Source organism: Actinomadura montaniterrae (assembly GCF_008923365.1).
Taxonomy (GTDB): Bacteria; Actinomycetota; Actinomycetes; order Streptosporangiales; family Streptosporangiaceae; genus Spirillospora; species Spirillospora montaniterrae.
Window position 1 is genome coordinate 1 of record NZ_WBMR01000055.1, and the last position, 25736, is coordinate 25736.

Below are 25736 nucleotides of genomic sequence, written 5' to 3' on the forward strand. Positions count from 1 at the left end.
CGGGGCGGCCGACGGCGCCGGGGCGGGCGTCGAGCCGCTGCGGACCGGCTGCCCCCGCAACGACCCGCTGATCACCGGCGGCGACCCGCACGAGCTGGCGGCGCTGCGGCGGCGCCTCGGGCTGAGCGGCGACCGCCGCTACGCGGTGCTGTACGCGCCCGCGCCCCGGATCGGCGACGACGGCCTGCCCGCGCGCTCCGCCGAGCTCGCGTTCCCGCTGGAGCGGTTCGTCCGGGAACTCGGCGGCACGCACGTCCTGCTCGTCCGCCCGCCGCACGCCGGGGCCGCCGTGATCCCGCCCGGCATGGACGGCGCCGTGATCGACACCGCGGCCGTCCACGACGCGACCCTCCTGATGCTGCTGTCCGACGCGCTGGTCACCGACGAATCCCCGATCATGTTCGACTACGCGCTGCTGGACCGGCCGATGGTCTTCTACACTCCGGACGGGACGCGCCGGCCGGCGGGCGCTCCGGAGCCGCCCGTGCCGGTTCCCGGTCCGGTCGCCGCCGGCGACGACGCGCTGCTGGCCGCCCTCGGCGACCTGGACGGCGTGCGGAGCGGGCACGCCGCCGCGCGCCGCCGGTTCACCGAGCTGTACGGCGAGTACGACACCGGCACCGCCGGGAAGGCGATCGTCGAGCGGTTCTTCGCCGGCGGCGGGCGCTGACCGGCGATCCGCGGGTGTACTACCGGGTTTGTAGTAGAAAGAGACCATGCCGACCGCAGTGAACGCACCGCCCCGGACGGGGAGCGCCGACGGCGCCGTCCCCTGGGTGACGGTGGTCGCGCTGGCGTTCACCGCCGCGCAGCTGCGCTTCGTCCCGGCCGGCATGACGCTCGGCGCCGGCGAGGTGGGCAACGTGTGGCAGGCCCGCAGCGGCGACCCGGGCGCCTTCCTGGACGTGTCGCGCGGCCACGCGACCGTCGCGCTGGTCGCCCCGGTCGTCCAGGCGACCTCCTCGACCGCGGCGATGCGGATCTACCTGGCGGTCGCCTCGGGCGCAGGGCTGTTCGCCGCGCTGTGGGCGTGGCGGCCCCTGCACCGGCCCGAGGCGCTCGCGGGCGCGGGCGTGCTGTTCGGCGGGCTGTGGGCCGCGCAGCTCTACGGGTCGCAGGCGATGCCCGACCTGTGGTGCGCGTTCGGGGCGCTCGCCGCCGCCGGCTGCCTGCTGCGCGTCGCCCGGGACCGGCAGGACTATCCCGCCATGCTCGGGGTGACCGCGAGCCTCGCACTGGTCGCGGCGATGCGGCCCTCGCAGGGGCTCTGGCTGGCCCTGCCGCTGTGCGCGGCCCTGGCCGTCGTCCCCGCGTGGCGGCACCGCGAGGCCGTCGTCAGCGTCCTGGCCGGGCTGGTCCTGGACGTCACGGCATGGCTCGTCCATGAGCACGGCGGCTCCGGGCCGGAGCCCGTCCAGCGCGCCCAGCGCGCCGCGGCGCGCGGGTCGGGCTGGGTGGACGGCTGGCCCGGATGGTCGGGGTTCGCGGCGGTCGCGGTGTTCCTCGCCGTCGGCGGGCTGGTGCTCGTGTCCGGCGGTCGGCGGCCCGGCAACGCGCTGCTGCCGATGGCCGTCGCGGCGTGGATGCTGGTGCCGGGAGCCCTGGCCGGTCCGGGGACGGCGGCGGGCTTCCTGCTGACGGCGGGTGCGCTGGCGGCCGTGCCCGCCGCCGCGGGATGCGTGCGGGCGCTCACCCGGGCGCGGCGCCGGCCGCTGGCGGCGCTGCTCACCGCCGGCTGCCTGGTCACCCACCTGGCCGTGCAGAACGCGGCGCTCGACGCGGCGACCGACGCCGCGTCGGCGCCGGGGCGGCACGCGACCGGGCAGGGCGCGCACGCGCCCGGAGACGGGGCCGTTCGAGCGGAGGGGACGGGCAGTGACACCTTCCGGAGCTGATCAGGACGCGGCCGCCGGGGCCCCGGACGCCCCGGCGGGGCACCCGCGCCCGGCGCCCGGTACGGCGCGCACCGCGCTCGCGGCGCTCGGGCGTGCCCTGTCGGCGGAGGCGTCGGTGCCGCGCGTCGTGCTGGGGACCGCGGTCGCGGGCGCGGTCGTCGTGCTCGCGCTGACGCACCGGGTCGCCCTGGACGCGGGCGGCGAGAGCCTGATGGGCGCCGACCGCGCCTGGCTGCTGATCGCCGCGCTCGCCACCGCCGCGATGTGGTGCGTGGGCACCGTGACCCAGCTCGGCTCGATGCCGGTGCGGCCGCCGGTCGGCCGGCTGTTCGCGGTGCAGGTCGCCGCGTCCTTCGCCGACCAGCTGCTGCCCGCCGGCTCGGGCGGCATCGCGATCAACGTGCGGTTCCTGCGGCGCTGCGGGCTGACCCGCGGCGCCGCGATGGGGTCGGTCGGGCTGAACTCGCTGGCCGGGCTGGTGACGCACCTGCTGCTGCTCGCGGTCGCCGTCGCGGGCGTCCCGTCGGCGCTCGGCATGCTGGGGGAGCGGCGCTGGCCGCGCCCTCGGGAGGTCGCCGCCGCCGTCGCCGGGAACCCGTGGGTCGAAGGCGGCCTCGCCGCGGCCGCCGTCGCCGCCGTGGTCGCGGTGGTGTGGCTGCGCCCGGCCCGCTTCGCGCGCGTCCTGCGGTCCCGCGCCACCGCCGGCCTGCGGCACGTTCGGCACGAGCTCGCCGGGCTCGGCACGGTCCTGCGGCACCCCGGACGCGCCACCGCGCTCTGGCTGGGCTCGGCGTTCTCGCCGCTGCTGCACGGCCTCGTGCTGTTCGCGGTGCTGCGCAGCCTGTCCGTCCCGATCACGGTGACCAGCGTCGTCGTGGTCTACCTCGTGGTCTCCTCGGTCTCGGCCCTGGTGCCCTCGCCCGGCGGCATCGGCGGGCTGGACGTGGTGCTCGTCGCCGGGCTGGTGTGGGCGGGCGTGCCGTCGGCCGCCGCGCTCGGCGCCGTCGTCGGATACCGGCTGATCACCGTCTGGCTGCCGCTGCTGCCGGGCGCGTGCGTGTTCGCCGTCCTGCTGCGCCGCCGGATCATCTGACCGCCCGCGTAGACCGTCCCGTGCCCGGCCCACACCAGGCCGGTCGCGAGCACCGCCGCCGCCGTCACCGCCATCCCGGCCAGGACGTCCAGCAGGTAGTGGTTGGCGGTCGCCATGACGACGAACGCGGTCGTCGCGGGATACAGCGCGGCGAGCCAGCGCGCCCGATGGCGGCGCAGAAGCGCCACGACCACCGCCACCACCCACGTCGCCCACGCCAGGTGCAGCGACGGCATCGCCGCGTACTGGTCGGCGGGCACCGGGCCGCCGTGCGTCGTCCCGAACCCGGCGAGCGCCACCGAGTCGGCGAACCCCGCGCCCGGCAGCAGCCGCGGCGGCATCACCGGCAGGACGAAGAAGACCGTCATCCCGGCGAGGTTCGTCAGCACGAGCGCGTTGCGCGCGGGCCGGTAGAGGTCCGGCCCCGCGATGTAGCACCAGGCCAGGGCGGACAGCGTGACGCCGATGTGCGCGCGCTGGTACCACTCCACCGCCGCCCACGCCGTGGCGTGATGCCCGGTCAGCCACCTGTTCAGCGCGTGCTCGACGTCCAGATGCAGATCGCGTTCCACGGCGAGGACGTCCCGCCCGTGCGCGAGCGCCGCACCGTGCCGTGCGGCGGCGAGCGAGCGCACGTAGTCGTACACCTTCAGCAGCGCCAGGACGATCAGCAGCTCGCCGATCAGCCACGGCCGCCTGCGGCGCGGCCGTCCGGTGGCCCGGCGGCCGGTCATGCGCGCCTCGGGGCGCGGGAGCGACGCGCGGACGGCTCAGCCCACCCTTCCCTCGGGCCGCCCGCCGGGCGCCCTGTCCAGCCGTTCGACGGCCAGACCGTACAGGTCCTCGGTCCGGCGCAGCACGCCGGGCCAGGTCACGGGCGGTTGCACGGCGCGGGCGCGGGCGGTCATCCGGGCCCGCAGCGCCCCGTCGGACGCCAGCCGCACGATCGCCTCCGCCATCGCGCCGTCGCTCGCGGCCAGGAGGCCGTCCTGGCCGTCGGTGACGAACTCGCCGATGCCGCCCTCGGTCCGGGCGATCACCGGCAGGCCCGCGCACCGCGCCTCGAGCGCGGCGATGCCGAACGACTCCAGCACCGCCGGCGCGACGAACAGGTCGGCCCGCTGGAACAGCGCGCGGATCTGCTCGCGTTCCAGCCGGCCCGGCAGGTCGACCCAGCCGGTCATGGCGTGTCGGCGCAGGTAACGGTCGATGGAGCGGCGCTCCGGCCCGTCTCCGACGATCACCGCGCGCAGCCCGGCGGACGGGCCCAGCGCGGCGCGCGCCCGCCGCAGGATCCGCAGCAGGTGGTGCGGACGCTTGCGCGGCGCGAGCCGCATGACGGCGACGACCAGCACCTCGCCCGGCGTGCGGGGGAGCGGGTCGACCCGCCAGGCCTCCGCGTCGATGCCGTTGGGCAGCACGAACACCGGCGCGGGGGCGACCAGGCGGCGCACCGGCTCGGCCGCGGTGTCGCTGACGGCCGTCCACACCGCGGGCAGTGCGGACCAGCCCGTCGCCGCGTCCAGCACCCGGAACGCCGGCTCCATGTAGGAGATCAGCGAATGCACCGTCACCACGGTCGGGATCTCGGCGGCCAGCGTGGCGCCCGCCACGGCCAGCGGCGTGAACGGCCCCGCGTGCACGTGGACGACGTCGTACTTGCCGTCCCGCGCCAGCCGCCGGCCCGCCACGATCCCGCCGGGGTTCAGCGTCGTCGGGAACGCCATCCGCTCGGTGGGCCGCAGCACCCGCGGCCCGTCGCGGCCGGTGCGGCCGTCCGGGGCCGGGCGCCGCAGCCCGGCGGGCCGCGCCGACGAGGTGATCACGGTGACGTCGTGCCCCGCCTCCTGCTGCCGGGTCGCCAGGTCGTGGACGTGCATCTCCACCCCGCCGAGCCGCGGGAGGTAGTAGTCCGTCAGGTGCGCGATCCTCATCGCCGGGCTCCCGGCGCCGGGCGGGCGGCCCGCTCCGGCACACTTGACCGGTGCCGTACACGCTGGTGTCCTTCCACGCCCATCCCGACGACGAGGCGCTGCTGACCGCCGGGACCCTCGCCCGCGCCGCCGCGGACGGCCACCGGGTCGTCCTCGTCATGGCGACGCTGGGGGAGGCGGGCCTCGCGGCGTCCGCCGACCGGGAGGACGGGCGGCTCGGCGAGCGGCGCCTCGCCGAACTCCGCGACTCCGCCCGCGAGCTGGGCTGCGCCCGCGTCGAATGGCTCGGCTACGCCGACTCCGGCATGGCGTCCGACCCGTCGGGCGCGCCGGGCTCCTTCGCGGACGCCGAAGTGGAAGAGGCGGCCGCGCGGCTGGCCGCGATCCTGGACGAGGAGGGCGCGGACGTCCTGACCGTCTACGACCCGGCGGGCGGGTACGGGCACCCCGACCACGTGCAGGTGCACCGCGTCGGCACCCGCGCGGCCGGACTCGCCGGCACCCGCGTCGTGCTGGAGGCCACGGTGGACCGGCGGCTGCTGCGCCGCGCGCTCGCGCTGATCGCCCGGCTGCCGGGCATCCCGTCGGACTTCGCGCCGTCCCGGTTCGCCGCCGCCTACAGCGCACCCGAGGCGCTCACCCACCGGGTGGACGTGCGGCGCTTCGCCCGTCAGAAGCGCGCCGCGATGGCGGCCCACGCCACGCAGGCGGGCGCGGACACGGGCGTCCGGACGCTGGCGGTGCTGCTCAGGCTGCCCCGGCCGGTGTTCCGGTGGGCCCTCGGCCACGAGTGGTACGTCGAGCACGGCAGGACGCCCGCGCGCCCCCTGCTCGACGACATCTTCGCGACCCTGCGCGACGCCCCGGACCGGCACGGCTGACACCGCGGTCACGGCTGACACCGCCTTGACGGCCGGTCGGGGGCGGGCGGCGCACGGGCCCGTCACGCTCGCCCCCGTCACGGCAGCCCCAAGCCTCGATCACGTACGCTTCGCTCCAATCTACTACAAATCGCGTAGTAGATCGTTGTCGCGGCGAAGGCGCGAGTGGTGGGGGTGCGGGGTCTCCCGAGGGCGCGGGCGCAGTGCTAGGCCGGCGCGGACGCGCCGGTGCCGAGCGCGGCGCGCAGCGCGCCGGTGGTCAGCCGCCGGGCTTCGACGGCCGCCGGGAGCACATGGTCGAGACCGAAGAACCCATGGAAGGCGCCCTCGATCCGGTGGGCCTCCACCGGCACGCCGGCCTCGGCGAGCCGCGCCGCGTACGCCTCCCCCTCGTCCCGCAGGGGATCGCACTCGGCGGTGAGCACGAAGGCCGGGGGCAGGCCGGACAGGTCCGGCGCCCGCAGCGGGGAGGCGTACGGGTGGTCCGCGTCGGACGGGTCGTCCAGGTACTGCTCCCAGTACCAGCGCATGTGCGTCGCGGTGAGGAACTTGCCCTCGCCGTGCTCGCGGTAGGACGGGGTGTCCTGCCCGGCGTCGGTGACGGGGTAGACCAGCGCCTGGAACGCGATCGGCGGGCCCGCCCCGTCGCGCGCGGCGAGGCACGCGACCGCCGCGAGGTTGCCGCCCGCGCTGTCCCCGGCGACCGCGAGACGCTCGGGATCGCCGCCCAGCGCCGCCGCGTTCGCGTGCGCCCAGGCGACGGCGGCCCGCGCGTCCTCGACGGCGGCGGGGAACGGGTGCTCGGGCGCCAGCCGGTAGTCGACCGAGACCACGATCGTCCCGGCGCCGGACGCGAGGATCCGGCAGAAGCGGTCGTGGCTGTCGAGCCCGCAGAGGGTGAAGCCGCCGCCGTGGAAGAACACCGTGACCGGGTGCGGGGCGGCGCCGTCCGGCCAGTAGATCCGGACCGGCAGGTCGCCCTGCTCGAGGCGCAGGGTGCGGTCCTCGGTGCGGGCGACGGGGATCGGTTCGAGGCCGGGGCCGGGCGCGGCGGCCAGCAGCCGCCGCGCCTGCGCCGCGTCGGTGACCTCGGCGCCGATCGGGGGGAAACCCGCCGTCATCGCGGCGGCGATCTTCTGCGCGCGGGGGCCGAGCGGCATGGTCAGCCGGCCGCCTGCGCCATCATGACGACCTCGCCGGCCGTCCAGCCGCCGTCCACGGCCAGCTCGGCGCCGGTCACGTAGGCCGCCGCGTCCGAGATGAGGAAGGACACCGCCTCGCCGATCTCCTCCGGCACGCCCACCCGGCCGAGCGCGGCGAGCGGGAAGCCCCCCTCGCCCTGGGTGGCGTGCTCGGCGGTCATCGGCGTGTAGGTCATGCCGGGGTGTACGGAGTTGACCCGGATCCGGTGCCGGCCCAGCTCCGTCGCGGCGATCTTGGTGAGGCCGCGGACGCCCCACTTGGACGCGCCGTACCCGGACGTCAGCGGCAGCGCGGTCAGCCCGGCCGCGGAGGAGATGTTGACGATGGAGCCGCCGCCCGCCGCCTTCATCGGCTCGATCACGGCCTGCAGGCCGAGGAACACCCCGAAGAGGTTGATCTTCAGCACCTTCTCGAAGTACTCCGGCGACTCGTTCTCGATCAGCGAGTTGGACGCGATGCCGGCGTTGTTGACCAGCCCGTCGATCCGGCCGTAGGCGCCGAGCGCCGCCTCGGTGACGGCGCGCCAGCCCTCCCGGTCGGTGACGTCGTGCCGGACGAACAGCCCGCCGACCTCGGCCGCGGTCTTGGTGCCCGGCTCCTCCAGCAGGTCCGTGACGACGATCTTCGCGCCGTCCCGGGCCATCCGCGCGGCGGCCGCGGCGCCCAGGCCCCGGGCCCCGCCCGTCACGATCACTACCTTGTCCTGCAGTCCGGACATGTCCATCTCCTCGCTCTGACGTGCGCTTTCTTCTGCAGCGTATTCCAAATTGGAACATCTCTGTCGGGGTGTGACGCGTCAGACCCCGGCAGGTGGCTAGGCTGGTCGCCATGGCGCGCCCCTCCGAACCGCCCGGCTCCGAACCGCCCGGCGAACGGCTCCCCGCCACGGCGTGGGCCGTGCTCGGCGTCCTCTCCTTCGGCGAGGGGCTGACCGGCTACGAGATCCGCCAGTGGGCCGAGCACATCCTGCGGTTCTTCTACTGGAGCCCCGCGATGAGCCAGATCTACACCGAGCTCAAGCGGCTGGAACGCGTCGGCTACGCCGAATCGCACCTCGGCACCGCCGCCGACGGCCGGTCCCGGCGCGTCTACACCATCACCCCCGCCGGCCGCGACGCGCTCACCGGCTGGGTCGAGCGGGCCCCGGTCGAACCGCCCGTCCTCAAGCACGGCACGGCCCTGCGCGTGTGGCTCGGCCACCTCGCCACGCCCGAGCGGCTCCGCCAGATCGTGACCGAGCACCGCGACGACGCCCAGCGGCTGCTGGAGGAGGCGGAGTACTCCCGCTCGTACGCGGCGTCCGTGTCCGGGTGGGCCTACCCCGAACTGGTGGCGCGCTGGGCGACCCGCTACTACGCGGCCGAACGCGACCTGGCCGACCAGATGCTCGCCGACCTGGACGAGCTGCTCGCGTCCGGGCGGGCCGTCCCGCCCGCGGGCACGCCCACCCGGGCCTCGGGCTGATCACGCGCGCTCCCGCAGCTCGCCCTTGACGACCTTCCCGCTCGCGTTGCGGGGCAGCTCGTCCACGACGTGGAAGTGCCGGGGCACCTTGAAGTTGGCGAGGCGCTCGCGCAGCCACCCGGTCAGCTCCGCGTCGTCGATCCCCGTGCCGCCCTCGGCCGGGACCAGGAACGCGGCGCCGACCTCGCCGAGCCGCGCGTCCGGCACCCCGATGACCGCCGCGTCCGCGATCGCCGGATGCCGGACGAGGACGCCCTCGATCTCCGCCGGGTAGGCGTTGAACCCGCCGACCACGAACATGTCCTTGATCCGGCCGGTGACGGTCAGGTAGCCGCGCTCGTCGAGGCGGCCGCAGTCGCCCGTGCGCAGCCAGCCGTCCGCGTCGATGGCCTGCGCGGTGGCGTCCGGGTCGTCCAGGTAGCCCTTCATCACGTTGTAGCCGCGCACGAGGATCTCGCCGGTCTCGCCGGGCGGCAGCGGCCGCCCGTCGGCCGCGGCGATCCGGATCTCGGTGCCCGGCAGGGCCGGGCCGGTGGTGCGCGCGACGGTCTCGGCGTCGGCGTCCACCGGGCAGACCGACGCGACGCCGCATGCCTCGCTCAGCCCGTAGGCCGTGAACACGTCCGGCACGCCGAGCTCGGCGCGGATCCGGCGGACGAGGTCGACCGGCACGTCGGCCGCGCCCGTCCCCGCGAGCCGCAGCGCGTGCGGCGGCCGGGCGGGCAGCGCGAGCAGCGACGAGAAGATCGTCGGCGGGCCCATCAGCACGGTGACCCGCTCGTCGGCGAGCCGCCGCGCGGCGCGCTCCGCGTCGAACACCGCCTCCGGCAGCATCGTCGCGCCGTTCAACAGGCAGGCGAGCACGCCCGCCTTGTAGCCGAACGTGTGGAAGAACGGGTTGATCAGCAGGTACCGGTCGCCCGGCCTCAGCGTGGCGACCTCGCTCCAGGCCTGGAAGACGCGGAGCGTCTGGCCGTGCGTCGACATGGCGCCCTTGGGACGCCCGGTGGTGCCGGAGGTGAAGACGATGTCGCACACGTCCTCGGCGCGCACCGCCTCCGCCCGCTTCCGCGCTTCCTCCGCGCTCACGGATGCACCGCCCGCGAGGTGATCGGCCCAGCTCACGGCGGTGCCGTCGGGCTCTCCTTCCAGCAGGACGGTCAGCCGGAGGCCGGGCAGGTCGGCGCCCGAGGCGGCCAGCATCGCCGGATAGTCGGTGCCGAGGAACCCGCGCACGGTGAACAGCGCGGTGGCGCGGCTGCGGCGCAGGATGTCGGCCGCCTCGGCGGCCCGGTAGCGGGTGTTCAGCGGCACGAGCACCGCGCCCGCGCTCACCAGCCCGAGCGCCGCGACGACCCACTCCGCGCTGTTCGGCGCCCAGATCGCCACCCGGTCGCCGGGCCGGACACCGGCCCCGGCCGCCGCCCGCGCCGCCGCCTCGACGTCGGCTCCGAGCTGCGCGAACGTCCGGCGGACCGGGCCGTGCGCGGTCTCGGTCACCAGCGCCTCGCGGTCGCCGTGGACGCGGGCCGCGTGCCGGACGAGCGCGGGGATCGTGGCGGGGGTCAGGTCGGCTGGCATCGTCGCTCCTTCGGGCCGGACGGGGGAGCCGGGCGCCTTGACATGGAACCACAGGGATGCTTCTAATCGGAATGTTTCTATTAGAAATATATCGATTCGATGCATCGGGAGGACGCATGGCGGCGCACGCGACGATGGAGGAGACGGTGGAGCCGGTCAGCGGGGAGCGGATGCGCCGGGTCCTCGGCACGTTCTGCACGGGCGTCGTGGTCGTCACGGCGATGGACGGCGACGAGCCGGTCGGCATGGCGTGCCAGTCGTTCTCGTCGCTGTCGCTGGACCCGCCCCTGGTGTGCTTCTGCCCCGGCGCCGCGTCCACGACCTGGCCGCGGGTGCGCGCCGCGGGCCGGTTCGCGGTGAACGTCCTGGCCGCGGATCAGGGCGAGGTGTGCCGGGCGATGGCGGGCCGGGACAAGTTCGCCGGCGTGCCCTGGACGCCGGGGCCGGGCGGTTCGCCGCTGCTGGACGGCGCGCTGGCGTGGATCGAGGCCGACATCGAGCGGGAGCTGCCGGGCGGCGACCACTCCATCGTGGTCGGGCGGGTCCGCGACCTGGCCGCCGGGCGGGCCGAGCGGCCGCTGCTGTTCTTCCGCGGCGGCTTCGGCCATGCGCTCACGAGCTGAGCGGCCGGCCCTTCGCGGATCCGGCGGCGAGCTCGTCCAGGTCGGCGAGCATCGTGCGGGTCAGTTCGCGCTCGGCCTCGTAGTAGCGCTGGGACCAGCGCAGCACCAGCTCCGGGTAGGCCCACTCGGCCACCTCGGCGGCGCCGTCGGCGTCGGCCTGCGCCCGCCGGCTCATCTTCTCGGCGTACTCGCCGTGCTGCTCGAGGATCTCGCGGAGCCGGGCCGGTTCCATCAGGTGGCCGAGCCAGGTGCGGAGCATGACCCCGTGCTTGAGGACGGGCGGCTCGACGGGCGCCTCGCGCGCCCAGCGCGACACCGCGGCCATGCCCTCCTCGGTGATGGTGTAGACGCGCTTGCCACGGGTGCTCTCGGTCAGCTCGACGCGGGACGTGGCGTACCCGATCTTCTCCAGCCGCTTCAGCTCGCCGTAGATCTGGCTGTAGGAGGGGCTCCAGTAGAAGAACTTGAGGCTCCAGTCGGCCCACTTCTTCAGGTCGTAGCCGGAGAGCTCCTCGCCGAAGGACAGCAGCCCGAGCACGGCCCAGCTGGTCGGCGGCAGGTTCGGGATCCCGTCCTGTGCCGCCCTGTCCTCCGCCGTGCCGTTCCGGGGTGCGCTGCCGCTCGTCGCCGTGTCGCTCACCCGGCCAGCCTAGCCGCCGCGGCATGCCGGACGGTCATGTGGCGGTCCCGGCATATATCTGTTAGGAATATTCCGAACCGAAATACTGGAGGTGCCCCCCGATGCAGTTCTCGATGATCTTCGAGGCCCAGCTGGCGAAGCCGACGCCGGAGCGCGAGCGTCGGCTCCTGCTCGACAGCGTCGAGCAGGCCGTCTACGGGGAGGAGATGGGCTTCGACCGCGTCTGGGCCGTCGAGCACCACGGGCTCGAGCGCTACGCCCACATGACCGCGTCCGAGATCTTCCTCAGCTGGGTCGCCGCCCGGACGTCCCGGATCCGCATCGGGCACGGCGTGATCTGCATGCCGTTCAACTACAACCACCCGGTCCGGGTGGCCGAGCGGGTCGGCATGCTGGACGCGCTGTCGGGCGGCCGTCTCGACGTCGGCGGCGGCCGCGGCTCCACCCGCATGGAGATGGGCATGTACGGCGTCGAGCCGTCCGAGACGTACCCGCAGATGGAGGAGTCGCTGCGGTTCCTCGCCAACGCCTGGCGCAAGGACGAGGTCGACTGGCACACCGACCTGCTCGACGTCGGTCCCGCGAAGATCCTTCCGCGTCCCGTGCAGAGCCCGCACCCGCCGCTCTACATGGCCTGCTCCAAGCGCGACACCGTCAAGCTCGCCGCCGCGCTCGGCGTCGGCGCCCTGGTGATGGGCTTCGCCGGCCCCGAGGAGGTCAAGGAGATGTACGACCTCTACTGGGACACCGTCCGCACGCGCACCCCGGAGCGGCTCGTCACCACCGACACGACCGACAAGTTCGTGGCGCTCTGCCCGACGATCGTGCTGGACGACGGCGACCGCGCCCTCCGGATCGGCGCGCGCGGCCAGCGGTTCTTCGCCGAGTCCATCGCGCACTGGTACGGCCACGGCCCCGCCCCCGCCGAGGACACCGAGGACGACGACAACATCGCCGCGCTCGCCCGCGACAAGGAGGCCCTCGTCGCCAAGCTCAACGAGGCCAACATCCCGGCCCGCCCGCAGGACACCGGCACCTTCAACGCCGAGCACGCCTACGGCACCGCCGAGTACGCGATCGAGTACGTCCAGCGGCTCGCCGACATCGGCGTGGACGAGATCATGTGCCTGATCCAGATGGGCACCGTCCCGCAGGACGTGTGCATGGAGACGATCCGGCAGTGGGGCGAGACCGTCATCCCGCACTTCCGGGGCGCCGGCAAGGCCCGGGCATGAGGCTCGATGGGAAGGTCGCGGTCGTCACGGGCGCCGCGCGCGGGCAGGGCGAGGCCGAGGCGCGGATGTTCGCCGACGCCGGCGCCCGGGTCGTGCTCACCGACGTCCGGGAGGCCGAGGGCGCGGCCGTGGCGGGGTCCATCGGGGACGCCGCCCGGTTCGTCCGCCACGACGTGGCCTCGGCCGGTGACTGGGAGCGGGTGGTCGCCGTCGCCCGCGAGGAGTTCGGCGGCGTCGACGTGCTGGTCAACAACGCCGCGATCTGGCGCACCGCCCCGGTCGCCGAGGAGACCCGCGAGAACTTCGAGGAGATCCTGCGGATCAACCTCGTCGGCCCGTTTCTCGGTGTCCAGGCCGTGGTGCCCGCGATGCGCGAGCGGGGCGGCGGCTCGATCGTGAACATCTCCTCGACGGCCGGGCTGCGCGGCATCCGCGGGCACTCCGCCTACGGCGCGAGCAAGTTCGGGCTGCGCGGCCTGACCCTGTCCGCCGCGCTCGACCTCGGCGCGGACGGGATCCGCGTCAACTCCGTCCATCCCGGCGTGATCGACACCCCGATGATCGCGAGCATCGGGGTGGAGCGCGGGGCGGGCAAGGCGCCGCGCGTCCCGCTCGGCCGCGCCGGGATCCCCGAGGACGTCGCGGGCCTCGTCCTGTTCCTCGCCTCGGACGCGTCCGCCTACATCACCGGCGCCGAATTCGCCGTGGACGGCGGCCTCAGCACCGGCTGACCCCGTCGAGGTGTGGCGGAGGCGGGCCTGGGTGCGGGCGTCGACGCCCAGGCCGACGCGCAGGTAGCGGTCGAGCGTGCCGTACGAGCGGCGCACCTCGTCGAGCGCCGAGTCCAGGTAGTCGGCGCGGACCTCCTGGATCGGGATCAGCAGGTCGGGGTCCTCCATGTATCCGGCCGCCTTCAGTTGCGCCCGCGTGGCCGCGTCGGCGTCCCGCCGGTACTCGTTCGACAGCAGGTAGTCGTACCGCGCGGTCGCGTCCGGGACGCCGAGCGCGCGCAGCAGCAGGTAGCTCATCCAGCCGGTCCGGTCCTTGCCGCTGGTGCAGTGGAAGACCAGCGGCGTCCCCGGCCGGTCGGCGGCGTCGCGCAGCGTGCGGCCGAACGCCGCGCGCGAACCGGCGTCGCTGACGAACGTCCGGTACAGCGTGCGCATGATCTCCGCGCCGCGCCCGCCGCCGAGCACCGCCTCCTGCTTCGCCGGGTCCTTCGACCCGATCGCCGCGTTCACGGCCGCGTACATGCCGCCGTCGGAGATCGGGCGCGCCGTGACGGCGAGGCCGGGCGGCAGCCGGTCCGCGCCGTCGCCGGCGACCTCGCCCGGCGTGCGGAAGTCCACGACCTCGCGGACGCCGAGCCGGGCCAGCGCGCCGAGGTCGGCGTCCGTCGTGCGGTTCAGCGCGTCCGTCCGGAACACCAGGCCGGGCCGCACGCGCGCGTGCGAGACCGTCCGGTATCCGCCGAGGTCGCGGAAGTTGACGGTGCCCTGCAGCGCGTCCTGTGCCGCCGCGGTGGCCGCGGGCGCGGCGGCCGGCACGGGCGCCGCCGCGACGGCGGCGGGGGAGACGAGCAGGCCGCCCGCCGCGACGAGCGCGGCGACGCCCGCACCACGAATCGAAGGCATGGGGATCCTCCTGGAAGGGGGGTGAGAGGTGGCTCACACCGTAGGAACCCCTGCCGGGCGCGCCTCCGCGCTTTCCCGATGAGCGGGAGGCCGATCCGGGCGCCGCGTCAGCGGGTGCGGGTGCGGGGGGTGGCGGTGAAGAGGGCGCGCCACACGTCGCGGGCGGTGGTCAGCAGCGGCGGGACGACGCGGCGCGCGTCCATCCGGGACGGCGGGCCGCAGACGGAGATCGCCGCGACGCCGCGCCCGGTCGCGTCGCGCAGCGGCGCGGCGACGCAGGACACGCCCCGGTGCCCCTCCTCGCGGTCGAACGCGACGCCGTGGTCGCGGATGTAGGCCAGCTCGCGGCGGAGCGCGCCCGGGTCGGTGATCGTGAACTTGGTGCGGGCGGGCAGCCCGGCGGCGAGCGTCTCGGCGAGCTCGTCCTCGCCGGCGAACGCCAGCAGGGCCTTGCCGGCGCCGGTGCAGTAGGCGGGCTGCCGGCCGCCGAGCCGGGACGGCACGCGCCCCTCCGGCCCGTCGCCGATCTTCTCCAGGTAGACGATCTCGGGCCCGTCGAGCACGGCGAGGTGCACCAGCATGCCGGTGGTCTCGTGCAGCCGGCGCAGGTGGGGGAGGGACGTCTCGCGCAGCCGGTTCTGGTGCACGGCGAGCGCGCCGAGCTCGAGCAGGCCGAGGCCGAGCCGGTAGCGCGACCCGGTCCGCTCCAGGGCGCGCAGCTGGACGAGCTGGTCGAGGATGCGGTGCACCGACGAGCGGGGCAGGCCGGTGCGCCGGACCACGTCGCTCATCGACAGCTCGGGGCTCGTGCTCGTGAAGGAGTACAGGATGCGGGCCGCGCGGGCGAGCATCGAGGACTCCAGGGGCGGCGCGGACGCCGCGGCGGGTGCCGCCATGGGGTGGTTCCTCCCGGCTTGTCTCCCACTCAGCGGGAAGTTGGTATTTCTAATTGGAACACCATGCCTAGCGTGCACGCAACTCCCGGGTGAGCCGGATCACCCGGAACGGCGCCCGGGGGACGAGTGTCCGAGCAAGGAGCGAGCATGAGCGAGCAGGTTCTGGAGGCGGTGCGCGACCTCGTGCCCGCGATCGCGGCACGGGCCGGCGAGGCCGAGGAGGCGCGCCGGGTCCCGGAGTCCACGATCAAGGAGCTGGCCGGGACGGGGTTCTTCCGGCTGCTGCAGCCGAAGGCGTTCGGCGGCCACGAGGCGCACCCGGCGACCTTCTACACCGCGGTCCGGGAGATCTCCGCGGCCTGCGGCTCCACCGGCTGGGTCGCCTCGGTCGTCGGCGTCCACCCCTGGCAGCTCGGGCTGTTCCCCGTCCGGGCGCAGGAGGAGGTGTGGGGCGCCGACCCGAACACGCGGATCTCCTCGTCGTACGCGCCGACCGGCAAGATCACGCCGGTGGACGGCGGGTTCCGGGTGAGCGGCCGGTGGAGCTTCTCGTCCGGCTGCGACCACGCCGACTGGGTGTTCCTCGGCGGGCTCGTCCCGGGGCCCGACGGCACCCCGGTCGACATGCGGACGTTCCTGCTGCCCCGCGCCGACTACCGGATCGACGACGTGTGGCACACGATCGGGCTGCGCGGCACCGGCAGCAACGACATCGTCGTCGAGGACGTGTTCGTGCCCGAGCACCGGACGCTGAGCTTCGCCGACACCTCCGTGTGCGCCTGCCCCGGCCACGAGGTCAACAAGGCGCCGCTGTACCGGCTGCCGTTCGCGGCGGTGTTCTCCACGACGATCAGCATGCCGATCGCGGGCATCGCGCAGGGCGCGCTGGACGCCTACCTGAAGGCGACCCGCGAGCGCATCCGCGTCTCCTACGGCGGCCAGAAGGTGGCCGAGGACCCGCACGCGCAGGTCCGCATCGCCACCGCCGCGGGCGAGATCGACGCCGCGTGGACGCTGATGGAGCGCAACATCCGCGAGCTGATGGCGGCGGCCGAGGCGGGGGAGGAGTTCTCGCTGAAGCTGCGGCTGCGCACCCGCCGCGACCAGGTCATGGCGACCGCGCGCGCGATCCGGGCCGTCGACCTGCTGTTCGAGAACGCGGGCGGCCACGCGCTCAAGGAGGGCCACCCGGTGCAGCGCGGCTGGCGCGACGCGCACGCCGGCCGCGTCCACGCCGTCAACGACCCCGAGCGGGCGCTGACCCTCTACGGGATGGGCGCGCTGGGCCTCGAGGTGACGGACACGATGATATGAGCGGCCCGGATTCCGGGGCCCGCTTCCGGGACGTGCTCGGCCGGTTCGCGTCCGGCATCACCGTCGTCACGTCCGTGGACGGCGACGGGCGCCCGGCGGGCCTCGCCTGCCAGTCGTTCGCGTCGCTGTCGCTGGACCCGCCGCTGGTGATGTTCTGCGTGGCCCGCACGTCCACGAGCTGGCCGCGGATCGCCGCGACCGGCCGCTTCGCCGTCAACGTCCTCGCCGAGGACCAGCGGGAGGTGTGCCGGGCGTTCGCGGTGAGCGGCGCCGACAAGTTCGCCGGCGTCGGCTGGACGGCCTCGCCGCACGGCACCGCGCACCTTGACGGGGCGCTCGCCGCGATCGACTGTGCGATCGAGGACGTCCACGAGGCCGGCGACCACCTGATCGTGGTGGGCGCCGTCCGCGAGCTGCGCGACCGGCGCGACCACGGCCCGCTGCTGTACTTCCGCGGCGACTACGCCGCCGGCGCCTTCCACTAGCCGGAGAAGGAACATGGAACGAGAACACGAGTACGACGTCGTCGTGGTCGGCTCCGGCGCGGGCGGGCTCGCCGCGGCGGTCACCGCCCGGGCGCACGGCCTGACCGCGCTCGTCGTGGAGAAGACCGACCGGTACGGCGGGTCGACGGCCCTATCCGGCGGCGCCGTCTGGATCCCGAACAACCTCTACCTGGAGCAGGCCGGGCAGCGCGACACCCTCGCGAACGCCCGCGCCTACATGGACGCGACGGTCGGCGACCGCGTGCCGGACGAGCGCAAGCACGCGTACCTGACCCGCGGCCCCGAGATGCTGCGCTTCCTGCACGACCGGACCCGCTGGGTGCGGTTCGCGTACACGCCGGGCTACTCCGACTACTACCCGGAGGCGCCGGGCGGGAAGCCGGAGGGCCGGTCGGTCGAGCCGTGCATCGTGGACGGCCGCAAGCTCGGCCCCGAGTTCGCGAGGATGCGCCGCGCCGGGCTGCCCACCTACGGGCTGACGATGACGTCCGCCGACTTCGGCAAGCTCAACATGGTCACCCGGACGTGGAAGGGCAAGCGGACGGCGATGCGCGTCGGCCTCCGCGCGGTCGGCGCCCTGCTGACCGGGCGGCGGCTGCTGTCGCTCGGCGAGGCGCTGATCGCCCGGCTGCGGCTGGCGCTCGCGGAGGCGGGCGGCGAGCTGTGGCTGTCCAGCCCGTTCCAGGAGCTGGTCGTCGAGGACGGGCGGGTCGCCGGCGTCACGGTCCGCCGCGGCGGCCGCGACGTGACGGTCCGGGCGCGGCGCGGCGTCGTCCTCGCGGCGGGCGGGTTCTCCCACGACCAGGCGCTGCGCGAGCAGTACCTCCCGTCCCCGACGAAGACGGAGTGGACGCACGCCGCCGAAGGGCAGACCGGCGACACCCTGCGGGCGGGGCTGAAGCTCGGCGCCGCCGTCGACCTGATGGACAAGGTGTGGGGCGCGCCGTCCGTCCCCACCCCGGACGGCCGGCTGTTCTTCCTGGTCGCCGACCGGGCCATCCCGTCCATGGTGATCGTGGACGGCAACGGCGAGCGGTACGCGCGCGAGTCGCTGCCGTACCACGAGTTCGTCGAGCGGATGTACGAGCACGGCGCGCCCGCGATGGACTCGTGGATGATCGTCGACGCGCGCGCCAAGGCCCGGTACGTGTTCGTCGGGCTGTTCCCCGGCCAGCCGTTCCCGAAGAAGTGGCGGGAGAGCGGCTTCCTCAAGACGGGGGACACGCCCGCCGAGCTCGCCGCAGCGATCGGCGTCCCGGCCGAGCGGCTCGAGGCGACCTTCGAGAGGTTCAACGAGTTCGCCCGGGCCGGCAAGGACGCCGACTTCGGCCGCGGCGACAGCGCCTACGACAACTACTACGGCGACCCGACGCTGCCGAACCCGAACCTCGCGCCGCTGGAGAAGGGCCCGTTCTACGCGGTCCCGGTCGTCCCGGGCGACATCGGCACCAAGGGCGGGCTCGTCACCGACGCCGACGCGCGCGTGCTGCGCGCCGACGGGTCCGCCATCGAGGGCCTGTACGCCACGGGGAACTGCTCGTCGGCGGTGACCGGCGAGACCTACCCGGGCCCCGGCGCGACGATCGGGCCCGCCATGACCTTCGGCTACGCCGCCGCCACCCACATCGCCACCGCCGCGGCCGCCCGGGCCGCCGGCGACGAGCCGGCCACGCAAGGAGGCACATCATGAACCACCGCGTCATCGAGGCCGCCCCGCCCCCGGAGCGGTTCGCCCGGGGCTGGCACTGCCTCGGCCTGGCCGACGCGTTCCGCGACGGCAAGCCGCACGCCGTCGAGGCGTTCGGGACCAAGCTCGTCGTGTTCCAGGGCGAGAACGGCAAGCTGAACGTCCTCAACGGCTACTGCCCCCACATGGGCGGCGACCTGACGCAGGGCACCGTCAAGGGCGACGCCATCGCCTGCCCGTTCCACGACTGGCGGTGGGGCGGCGACGGCAAGTGCGCGGGCATCCCCTACGCCAAGCGCGCGCCGCGCGGCGCCCGGACCCGCGCGTGGCCGGTGCTGGAGGAGAACAAGCAGCTGTTCGTCTGGAACGACCCGCAGGGCAACCCGCCGCCGCCCGAGGTGACGATCCCGCGGATCGAGGGCGCGTTCAGCGACGAGTGGAGCAACTGGACCTGGAACACGCTCCGGGTGGACGGCTCGCACTGCCGAGAGATCGTCGACAACGTCGTGGACATGGCGCACTTCTTCTACATCCACTACGCGCTGCCGACGTACTTCAAGAACGTCTTCGAGGGCCACGTCGCCACCCAGTTCTTCGACGGGACGTCCCGCGACGACGCCTACCTCGGGTTCGTCCCGGGCCCGCCGCAGAAGATCGACCAGAAGTCCGAGGCGGCCTACTACGGCCCCTCCTACATGATCGACTACCTGTGGAACAAGGCGGAGGACATGACGGTCGAGACCGTCCTGATCAACTGCCACTACCCGATCAGCCCGACGTCGTTCATGCTCCAGTGGGGCGTGATCGTGAAGAAGTTCCCCGGCATGTCGGCCGAGGAGGCGGACGCGACCGCCGCGCAGGTCGCCGAGGGCGTCGGCCTCGGCTTCATGCAGGACGTCGAGATCTGGAAGAACAAGACCGCGATCGACAACCCGCTGCTGTGCGACCAGGACGGCCCCGTCTACCAGCTGCGCCGCTGGTACAGGCAGTTCTACGTGGACGTCGAGGACGTCACGCCGGAGATGACCGACCGGTTCGAGTTCGAGATCGACACCTCCCGCGCCGTCGAGACGTGGCGCGAGGAGGTCGCCGAGAACGTGGCGAACGGCGTGTCGTTCTCCGTGATCCCCGAGTCGATGCGGGCCTAGCGGATGCAGCCGGTCGACTGCCGGGCGTGCGGGGCCCGCGTCCTGGTCGAGAAGAAGAGCCCGCCGCACACCAGCGTGCAGTGGACGGCCGCGGCCGGCGCCGCCTGCGGGGAGATCGCCCCGCGGGTGGCGGCCGGCGAGCCCGGCGCCCGCATCCGGCACTGCGGGGCGCTGCGCGCGTCCATCGAGTGGGCGGTCGCCGAGGGCCTGGTGCGGATCGAGAACCCGGAGTGAGGGACGAGGATGGCAAGGCTTGACGGCAAGGTCGCGCTGATCACCGGCGGCGCGCGCGGGATCGGCGAGGCGCACGTGCGCCGGTTCGCCGCGGAGGGCGCGCGGGTGGTCTTCGGCGACCTGCTGGAGGACCGCGGCGCGGCCGTCTCGGCGGCCACCGGCGCGGTGTTCGTCCCGATGGACGTGACGCGCGAGGACGACTGGGAGCGCGCGGTCGCGACCGCGGTCGACCGGTTCGGGACGCTGAACGTGCTGGTCAACAACGCGGGGATCCTGCGGCACCGGCTGCTGACCGACATGACGCGCGAGCAGCTGCAGCAGGTCCTCGACGTGAACCTGGTCGGCCCGTGGCTCGGGATGCGGGCGGTCGTCGAGCCGATGAAGGCGGCGGGCGGCGGCTCGATCGTCAACACGTCCTCGATCGAGGGCTACGCGGCGGCGGCGGGGCTGTCGGCGTACGCGGCGAGCAAGTTCGGCGTGCGCGGCATCACCAAGGCCGGCGCCCAGGAGCTCGGCAGGTTCGGCATCCGGGTGAACTCGATCCATCCCGGCGGGATCGCGACGGAGCTGGCCCTGGACCCGGAGGTCGCGCAGGGCGTGGAGGTCGACGCCGACGCGTTCTTCAAGGCGCTGCCGATCCCGCGCTGGGGCGAGCCGGACGACGTGGCGGGCGCCGCCGTGTACCTCGCGTCCGACGAGTCCGCCTACTGCACCGGCACCGAGATCCTCGTGGACGGCGGGTTGCTGAGCGGCCCCGGCTACTGACCGCGCCGCCGAGCCGGGGCGGGCCCGTCCTGCCCCGGCCCGCCCCTTTCCGGGGGCCGCCCGCGGGGTTACGTTGTGAGGTACCTCACTCACGGACCGGGAGGTCAGGCGCGTGAAGACCAGGGCAGCAGTACTCGCGGGACCCGGCAAGCCGTTCGAGATCACCGAGCTCGACCTGGACGGCCCGAAGGACGGCGAGGTCCTCATCCGCTACGTCGCGGCCGGCCTGTGCCACTCCGACCTGCACCTCACCGACGGGGACCTGGTGCCGCGGTTCCCGATCGTCGGCGGGCACGAGGGCGCCGGCGTCATCGAGGAGGTCGGCACCGGCGTCACCAAGGTCGCGCCGGGCGACCACGTCGTGTGCAGCTTCATCCCCAACTGCGGGACGTGCCGCTACTGCTCGACCGGGCGGCAGAGCATCTGCGACATGGGCGCGACGATCCTGAACGGCGACCTGCCCGACGGCACGTTCCGCTTCCACGGCGGCGGCGAGGACTTCGGCGCCATGTGCATGATCGGCACGTTCAGCCAGTACGCGACCATCTCGCAGCACTCGGTGGTGAAGGTCGACGACTGGCTGCCGCTGGAGACGGCGGTCCTGGTCGGCTGCGGCGTCCCGACCGGCTGGGGGAGCGCGGTGTACGCGGGCGGCGTCCGGCCCGGCGACACCGCCGTGGTGTTCGGCATCGGCGGCGTCGGCATCAACGCCGTCCAGGGCGCCCGGCACGCGGGCGCGGCGAACGTCGTGGCGGTCGACCCCGTCGCGTTCAAGCGCGACAAGGCCCTCGAACTCGGCGCCACGCACGCGTTCGCCGACGCGGACGAGGCGCTCGCCAAGGTGATGGAGCTGACCTGGGGCCAGGGCGCCGACCAGGCGCTGGTGACGGTCGGCGTGGTGGACGAGGAGGTCGTCGGCGCCGCGTTCAACGTCCTCGGCAAGGGCGGCACGCTCGTGGTGACGGGGCTCGCGCATCCGGAGAAGCTCACGATCCACGTGTCCGGCGCGGTGCTCACGCTCTTCGAGAAGACGATCAAGGGGTCGCTGTTCGGGTCGGCGAACCCGCAGTACGACATCCCGCGCCTGCTGCGCCTGTACGACCAGGGCAAGCTCGACCTCGACGCGCTCGTCACCAAGCGGTACACGCTCGACCAGGTCAACGAGGGCTACCAGGACCTGCGCGACGGCAAGAACATCCGGGGCGTCATCGTGCACGAGCACTGACGCGCCCTCCCGTACCGTCACCGCCCCGCGGCTCCGGCCGCGGGGCGGTCGCCTTTGCGCGGTGGCGCGCGCCGCGGTCTCCCAGGTCGGTCGCGCCGCGGGACCGGGAACCCTCTTATTGGCGATCTGCCAACAGCTATTGTCGCACCGCCAAAGTGCGCCTAGAGTTCCGGTCAACGGATTGGTCCGGCGTCTCGGACGCCCGCCGCCGAAGCCCCGGTGCCGGCCGCACGCGCGCCCAAAGGTGCGGCCGGCGCCGGTTCTCCCGCTCCCGCGCGGGTAGGGCCCCCGCATGATCGATGCGGTGCTCTTCGACGTCGACGGGACGCTGGTCGACACCAACTACCTGCACGCCACGACGTGGTGGCAGGCGTTCCTGCAGCACGGCCACACGGTCCCGATGGCGGACGTCCACCGGGCCATCGGGATGGGCTCGGACAAGCTGCTCGACCACCTGCTGCCGAGCGACCGGGACCGCGACGCCGACGACGCGATCCGGTCGGCGCACACCGCCCTCTACGCGCAGTACTGGACGCGGCTGAAGCCGTTCGACGGCGCGGCCGACCTGCTGCGCGCCTGCCACCGGCGCGGCGGCCGCGTCGTGCTCGCGAGTTCCGCCGCCGTCCCCGAGCTGAAGGCGCTGCGCGCCGCGCTCGACGCCGACGACGCGATCGACGAGGCCACCTCGTCATCGGAGGTCGGAGCCAGCAAACCGGCCCCCGACCTGGTCGAACTGGCACTGGAACGCGCCGGGGTGCCCGCCGCGCGGGCCGTGTTCGTCGGCGACACCCGCTGGGACGTCGAGGCCGCCGCGCGCGCCGGGATGCCGTGTGTGGGCGTCCTCACCGGCGGATGGAGCCGGGACGAGCTGGAAGAGGCGGGCGCGGCGGCCGTCTACGACGCCCCCCGCGCCCTCCTCGGCGACCTGGACGGGAGCCCGCTCGCCGGAGCGGGCTCCCGGGCCTGAGGCGGCGGGACCGGGTCAGGACGCGCGGTCGCGCTCGGCGGCGAGCTGCAGCGCCACGTCGATGATCATGTCCTCCTGGCCGCCGACGTAGCCGGCCTCGCCGACCTTCTGCAGGATCTCGTGCGCCGGCACGCCGTAGCGCTCCGCCGCCCGCTCGGCGTGCAGCAGGAAGCTGGAGTACACGCCCGCGTAGCCCTGCGTGATCGCGCCGCGGTCCGCGAACGGCAGCCGGTGCAGGAACGGCTTCACCACGTCGTCGGCGGCGGCCATCGCGCCCTGCACGTCCACGCCCGTCGGGATGCCGAGCCGCTCGAACGTCGCGACCAGCACCTCGGTCGGGGAGTTGCCCGCGCCCGCGCCGAGCGCGCACAGCGCCCCGTCGATCTGCCGGGCGCCGTTCTGCTGCGCCAGCACCGAGTTCGCGACGCCGAGCGAGAGGTTCTGGTGGCCGTGGAAGCCGACCTGCGCCTCGTGCCCGATCTCCTTGACCAGCGCGCTGATCCGCTCCTGCGCCTCGCCGAGCACCAGCGCGCCCGCCGAGTCGACGACGTACACGCACTGCGCGCCGCCGTCCACCATGATCCGCGCCTGCTTCGCCAGCTCCTCCGGCCCGACCCGGTGCGACAGCATCAGGAACCCGACGGTCTCCATGCCGAGCTCGCGGGCCGCCGCGAAGTGCTGCAGCGACACGTCCGCCTCGGTGCAGTGCGTCGCGACCCGCGCCACCGACGCGCCCGCGTCGTGCGCCATCCGCAGGTCGTTCACCGTGCCGAGGCCCGGCAGCAGCAGCACCGCGATCTTCGCCTGGGTCGCCTCGTCCACGGCCGCGGCGACGAGCTTGACGTCGTCCTCCAGCGAGAAGCCGTAGTTGAAGGACGAGCCGCCGAGGCCGTCGCCGTGCGTCACCTCGATGACCTCGACGCCGGCGCTGTCCAGGGCGTGCACCACGCCGCGGACCTGCTCCTCGGTGAAGCGGTGCGCCATCGCGTGGCTGCCGTCCCGCAGCGTCGAGTCGGTGATGCGGATCTTCTCCGCCGTCTGCTCGGTCATGAGGTGGCCTTCCTGCGCGCGAGCTGCTCGCCCACCCGGGCGGCGGCCGCGGTCATGATGTCGAGGTTGCCGGCCCACGGCGGCAGGTAGTCGCCGTTCCCGCGGACCTCCAGGAACACCGCGACGCGGGCCATCCCGTTCCAGATGTCGCGGGGCTCGTCGAACTGCGGCTCGGCGCGCAGCGTGTAGCCGGGCACGTACGTGGCGACCTCGGCGACCATCTTCTCGATCGACGCGGCGATCGCCTTGGTGTCGGCGTCGGACGGGATCGCGCAGAACACCGTGTCCCGCATGATCATCGGCGGGTCGACCGGGTTCAGGATGATGATCGCCTTGCCCCGGGTCGCGCCGCCGACCTGCTCGATCGCGCGCGCCGTGGTCTCGGTGAACTCGTCGATGTTCGCGCGGGTGCCGGGACCGGCGGACCGCGAGGCGATCGACGCGACGATCTCCGCGTACGGCACCGGGACGACCGACGACACCGCGTGCACGATCGGGATCGTCGCCTGCCCGCCGCAGGTGATCATGTTGAGGTTCGGCGCGTCCGACAGCGTGTCCAGGTTCACCGGCGGGCACACCAGCGGCCCGGTGGCGGCGGGCGTCAGGTCGATCGCGGTGATCCCCGCCTCCTCGTAGCGCGGGGCGTTGGCGAGGTGCGCCTTCGCCGACGTCGCCTCGAACACGAGGTCGGGCAGCGTCGGCTGCTTCAGCAGCCAGTCCACGCCCTCCGCCGACGCCGGCACGCCCATCTTGCGGGCGCGGGCGAGGCCGTCGGAGTCGGGCACCACCCCGACCATCGAGTGGACGTCGATCAGCTCGCTGCGCGTCAGCTTGACCAGCAGGTCGGTGCCGATGTTGCCGGGCCCGACGATCGCGGCCGTCAGCTTGCGCGCGCCTTCTCGAGGGGGGACGACCCCCCGCGCCCCCCGGGTCGCTTCGCTCATTTGAGCTCCTCCTTTCCGAACCGTGCGGTGACGGAACCGATCCCGGCGAACGTCGCCGTGAGCGTCTCTCCTGGCGCGACCGGGACGGCCGCGGTGATCGAGCCGGGCAGCACCACGTGCCCGGCCTCCAGCGCGATGCCGCGCTCGCCCAGCACGTTGGCCAGCCACACCAGCGCGTTGATCGGCGAGCCCAGCACCGCGCCGCCCGCGCCGGTGTCGATCAGGTTCCCGTCGCGGTGCAGCAGGCAGCCCATCAGCGCGAGGTCGAGGTCGCCGAGCCGGACGGGCCGGGTGCCGAGCACCAGGCCGCCGCTGGAGGCGTTGTCGGCGATGGTGTCCGGCAGCGTGATCTTCCAGTCGGCGATCCGCGAGTCGATGACCTCCAGCGCGGGCAGCACGTACTCCACCGCGGCGACCGCGTCGGCGGCCGTCGCGCCGGGCCCGGACAGCGGCCGGCCGAGCACGAACGCGACCTCCGGCTCCACCCGCGGCTGCAGGAAGCGGCCCGTGTCGATCGGGCTGCTCTCCGGCAGGAACATCGAGTCCAGCAGGACGCCGAAGTCCGGCTGGTCCACGCCCATCTGGCGCTGCATCGCGGCGGACGTCAGCCCCACCTTGTGGCCCTTGATCCGGGCGCCCGCGGCGGTCCACGCGTCCGACTGGGCGCGCTGGATCGCGTACGCGTCGTCCACCGTCATGCCGGGGTGCGACGCGGTGAGCGGGGCGATCGGGACGCCGGAGGCGTACGCGTCGAGGAGGGCCCTCGAAGCCTTCTCCACTGAACCCGGGTCCATGGCCGTTTCCTTTCGGTCGTCTC

At 74.3% G+C, this 25736-nt stretch carries 25 protein-coding genes and 2 pseudogenes; 16 read left to right on the plus strand and 11 right to left on the minus strand.

Features of this window, described 5'->3' with window-relative positions; all coding sequences use genetic code 11:
• From F9B16_RS19970 to F9B16_RS19975, 3 genes are all read left to right on the plus strand, one after another.
• Positions 1-670 (plus strand): CDP-glycerol glycerophosphotransferase family protein (locus F9B16_RS19970; RefSeq protein ID WP_192808877.1); only part of this gene is annotated, 670 nt, incomplete at its 5' end.
• A gap of 46 nt (positions 671-716) precedes the next feature.
• Positions 717-1895 (plus strand): hypothetical protein, encoded by a 1179-nt coding sequence (locus F9B16_RS50980; protein ID WP_192808879.1) that lies wholly within the window; start codon positions 717-719, stop codon positions 1893-1895.
• A complete protein-coding gene (locus F9B16_RS19975; RefSeq protein ID WP_192808880.1) occupies positions 1876-2988 on the plus strand; it encodes a lysylphosphatidylglycerol synthase transmembrane domain-containing protein in 1113 nt (370 codons plus the stop codon). The genes F9B16_RS50980 and F9B16_RS19975 overlap by 20 nt, the downstream gene beginning before the upstream one ends.
• A gap of 59 nt (positions 2989-3047) precedes the next feature.
• On the opposite strand, the pseudogene F9B16_RS52760 reads toward F9B16_RS19975, so the two are convergent.
• Both F9B16_RS52760 and F9B16_RS19985 read right to left on the minus strand, forming a co-directional pair.
• Positions 3048-3722: pseudogene (locus F9B16_RS52760) on the minus strand (phosphatase PAP2 family protein); the annotation flags it as partial.
• A 36-nt stretch (positions 3723-3758) separates the two neighbouring features.
• Positions 3759-4922 carry a glycosyltransferase family 4 protein gene (locus F9B16_RS19985; RefSeq protein ID WP_151541618.1) on the minus strand — a complete coding sequence of 388 codons (1164 nt, stop codon included), beginning with the start codon at positions 4920-4922 and terminating at the stop codon, positions 3759-3761.
• 50 nt (positions 4923-4972) lie between these two features.
• Between F9B16_RS19985 and F9B16_RS19990 the strand changes: the two genes are divergently transcribed.
• A complete protein-coding gene (locus tag F9B16_RS19990; RefSeq protein ID WP_225991790.1) occupies positions 4973-5803 on the plus strand; it encodes a PIG-L family deacetylase in 831 nt (276 codons plus the stop codon).
• Positions 5804-6009: 206 nt separating this feature from the next.
• Here the strand turns inward: F9B16_RS19990 and F9B16_RS19995 are convergent, their stop codons facing one another.
• Both F9B16_RS19995 and F9B16_RS20000 read right to left on the minus strand, forming a co-directional pair.
• Complete coding sequence (locus F9B16_RS19995; RefSeq protein ID WP_151541619.1) at positions 6010-6963, minus strand: alpha/beta hydrolase; 954 nt, start codon at positions 6961-6963, stop codon at positions 6010-6012.
• Positions 6964-6965: 2 nt separating this feature from the next.
• Complete coding sequence (locus tag F9B16_RS20000) at positions 6966-7724, minus strand: glucose 1-dehydrogenase (RefSeq protein ID WP_151541620.1); 759 nt, start codon at positions 7722-7724, stop codon at positions 6966-6968.
• Between the two features lie 110 nt (positions 7725-7834).
• On the opposite strand from F9B16_RS20000, the gene F9B16_RS20005 reads away from it, so the two are divergent.
• Positions 7835-8470: a PadR family transcriptional regulator gene (locus F9B16_RS20005; protein WP_151541621.1), complete on the plus strand. Its 636-nt coding sequence runs from the start codon at positions 7835-7837 to the stop codon at positions 8468-8470.
• Here F9B16_RS20005 and F9B16_RS20010 read toward each other — a convergent pair whose 3' ends face one another.
• Complete coding sequence (locus F9B16_RS20010; protein WP_151541622.1) at positions 8471-10051, minus strand: FadD3 family acyl-CoA ligase; 1581 nt, start codon at positions 10049-10051, stop codon at positions 8471-8473.
• A gap of 116 nt (positions 10052-10167) precedes the next feature.
• On the opposite strand from F9B16_RS20010, the gene F9B16_RS20015 reads away from it, so the two are divergent.
• Positions 10168-10674, plus strand: coding sequence for a flavin reductase family protein (locus F9B16_RS20015; RefSeq protein ID WP_151541623.1), 507 nt, complete (start codon positions 10168-10170; stop codon positions 10672-10674).
• Here the strand turns inward: F9B16_RS20015 and F9B16_RS20020 are convergent.
• The gene (locus tag F9B16_RS20020) at positions 10664-11314 is read right to left on the minus strand and encodes a PadR family transcriptional regulator (RefSeq protein WP_225991791.1); all 651 of its coding nucleotides are present in this window, start codon (positions 11312-11314) and stop codon (positions 10664-10666) included. The genes F9B16_RS20015 and F9B16_RS20020 overlap by 11 nt on opposite strands.
• A gap of 101 nt (positions 11315-11415) precedes the next feature.
• On the opposite strand from F9B16_RS20020, the gene F9B16_RS20025 reads away from it, so the two are divergent.
• Together F9B16_RS20025 and F9B16_RS20030 are read left to right on the plus strand one after the other, a co-directional pair.
• Positions 11416-12549, plus strand: coding sequence for an LLM class flavin-dependent oxidoreductase (locus tag F9B16_RS20025; RefSeq protein ID WP_151541624.1), 1134 nt, complete (start codon positions 11416-11418; stop codon positions 12547-12549).
• On the plus strand, positions 12546-13280 hold the full coding sequence (locus tag F9B16_RS20030; RefSeq protein ID WP_151541657.1) for a glucose 1-dehydrogenase: 735 nt from the start codon (positions 12546-12548) through the stop codon (positions 13278-13280). Before F9B16_RS20025 ends, F9B16_RS20030 begins: the two co-directional genes overlap by 4 nt.
• Positions 13281-13304: 24 nt before the next feature.
• Here the strand turns inward: F9B16_RS20030 and F9B16_RS20035 are convergent.
• Both F9B16_RS20035 and F9B16_RS20040 read right to left on the minus strand, forming a co-directional pair.
• Positions 13305-14183, minus strand: a pseudogene (locus F9B16_RS20035) (tyrosine-protein phosphatase); the annotation flags it as partial.
• A gap of 107 nt (positions 14184-14290) precedes the next feature.
• Positions 14291-15079 (minus strand): IclR family transcriptional regulator, encoded by a 789-nt coding sequence (locus F9B16_RS20040; RefSeq protein WP_151541625.1) that lies wholly within the window; start codon positions 15077-15079, stop codon positions 14291-14293.
• Between the two features lie 147 nt (positions 15080-15226).
• Here F9B16_RS20040 and hsaA point away from each other — a divergent pair, with 147 nt between their 5' ends.
• The 8 genes from hsaA to F9B16_RS20080 all read left to right on the plus strand — a co-directional run bounded on the left by hsaA (position 15227) and on the right by F9B16_RS20080 (position 22925).
• A complete protein-coding gene (gene hsaA, locus F9B16_RS20045) occupies positions 15227-16393 on the plus strand; it encodes a 3-hydroxy-9,10-secoandrosta-1,3,5(10)-triene-9,17-dione monooxygenase oxygenase subunit (RefSeq protein WP_151541626.1) in 1167 nt (388 codons plus the stop codon).
• Entirely contained in the window at positions 16390-16878 is a 489-nt protein-coding gene (locus F9B16_RS20050; protein WP_151541627.1) for a flavin reductase family protein, read from the plus strand. The genes hsaA and F9B16_RS20050 overlap by 4 nt, the downstream gene beginning before the upstream one ends.
• Before the next feature lie 13 nt (positions 16879-16891).
• A complete protein-coding gene (locus F9B16_RS20055) occupies positions 16892-18589 on the plus strand; it encodes an FAD-dependent oxidoreductase (RefSeq protein WP_151541628.1) in 1698 nt (565 codons plus the stop codon).
• Positions 18586-19734 (plus strand): Rieske 2Fe-2S domain-containing protein, encoded by a 1149-nt coding sequence (locus tag F9B16_RS20060; protein ID WP_151541629.1) that lies wholly within the window; start codon positions 18586-18588, stop codon positions 19732-19734. The genes F9B16_RS20055 and F9B16_RS20060 overlap by 4 nt, the downstream gene beginning before the upstream one ends.
• 3 nt (positions 19735-19737) lie before the next feature.
• Positions 19738-19968: a hypothetical protein gene (locus tag F9B16_RS20065; RefSeq protein WP_151541630.1), complete on the plus strand. Its 231-nt coding sequence runs from the start codon at positions 19738-19740 to the stop codon at positions 19966-19968.
• Between the two features lie 9 nt (positions 19969-19977).
• A complete protein-coding gene (locus F9B16_RS20070) occupies positions 19978-20733 on the plus strand; it encodes an SDR family NAD(P)-dependent oxidoreductase (protein WP_151541631.1) in 756 nt (251 codons plus the stop codon).
• A 112-nt stretch (positions 20734-20845) separates the two neighbouring features.
• Positions 20846-21958 (plus strand): NDMA-dependent alcohol dehydrogenase, encoded by a 1113-nt coding sequence (locus F9B16_RS20075; RefSeq protein ID WP_151541632.1) that lies wholly within the window; start codon positions 20846-20848, stop codon positions 21956-21958.
• A gap of 292 nt (positions 21959-22250) precedes the next feature.
• Entirely contained in the window at positions 22251-22925 is a 675-nt protein-coding gene (locus tag F9B16_RS20080) for an HAD family hydrolase (protein WP_151541633.1), read from the plus strand.
• Positions 22926-22940: 15 nt separating this feature from the next.
• On the opposite strand, the gene dmpG is transcribed toward F9B16_RS20080, so the two are convergent.
• The 3 genes from dmpG to F9B16_RS20095 are packed head-to-tail and all read right to left on the minus strand — an operon-like array spanning position 22941 to position 25713.
• Positions 22941-23975 carry a 4-hydroxy-2-oxovalerate aldolase gene (gene dmpG / locus F9B16_RS20085; protein WP_151541634.1) on the minus strand — a complete coding sequence of 345 codons (1035 nt, stop codon included), beginning with the start codon at positions 23973-23975 and terminating at the stop codon, positions 22941-22943.
• Positions 23972-24919: an acetaldehyde dehydrogenase (acetylating) gene (locus F9B16_RS20090; RefSeq protein WP_151541635.1), complete on the minus strand. Its 948-nt coding sequence runs from the start codon at positions 24917-24919 to the stop codon at positions 23972-23974. The genes dmpG and F9B16_RS20090 overlap by 4 nt, the downstream gene beginning before the upstream one ends.
• Positions 24916-25713 carry a 2-keto-4-pentenoate hydratase gene (locus F9B16_RS20095; protein ID WP_151541636.1) on the minus strand — a complete coding sequence of 266 codons (798 nt, stop codon included), beginning with the start codon at positions 25711-25713 and terminating at the stop codon, positions 24916-24918. The genes F9B16_RS20090 and F9B16_RS20095 overlap by 4 nt, the downstream gene beginning before the upstream one ends.
• Between the last annotated feature and the right edge of the window lie 23 nt (positions 25714-25736).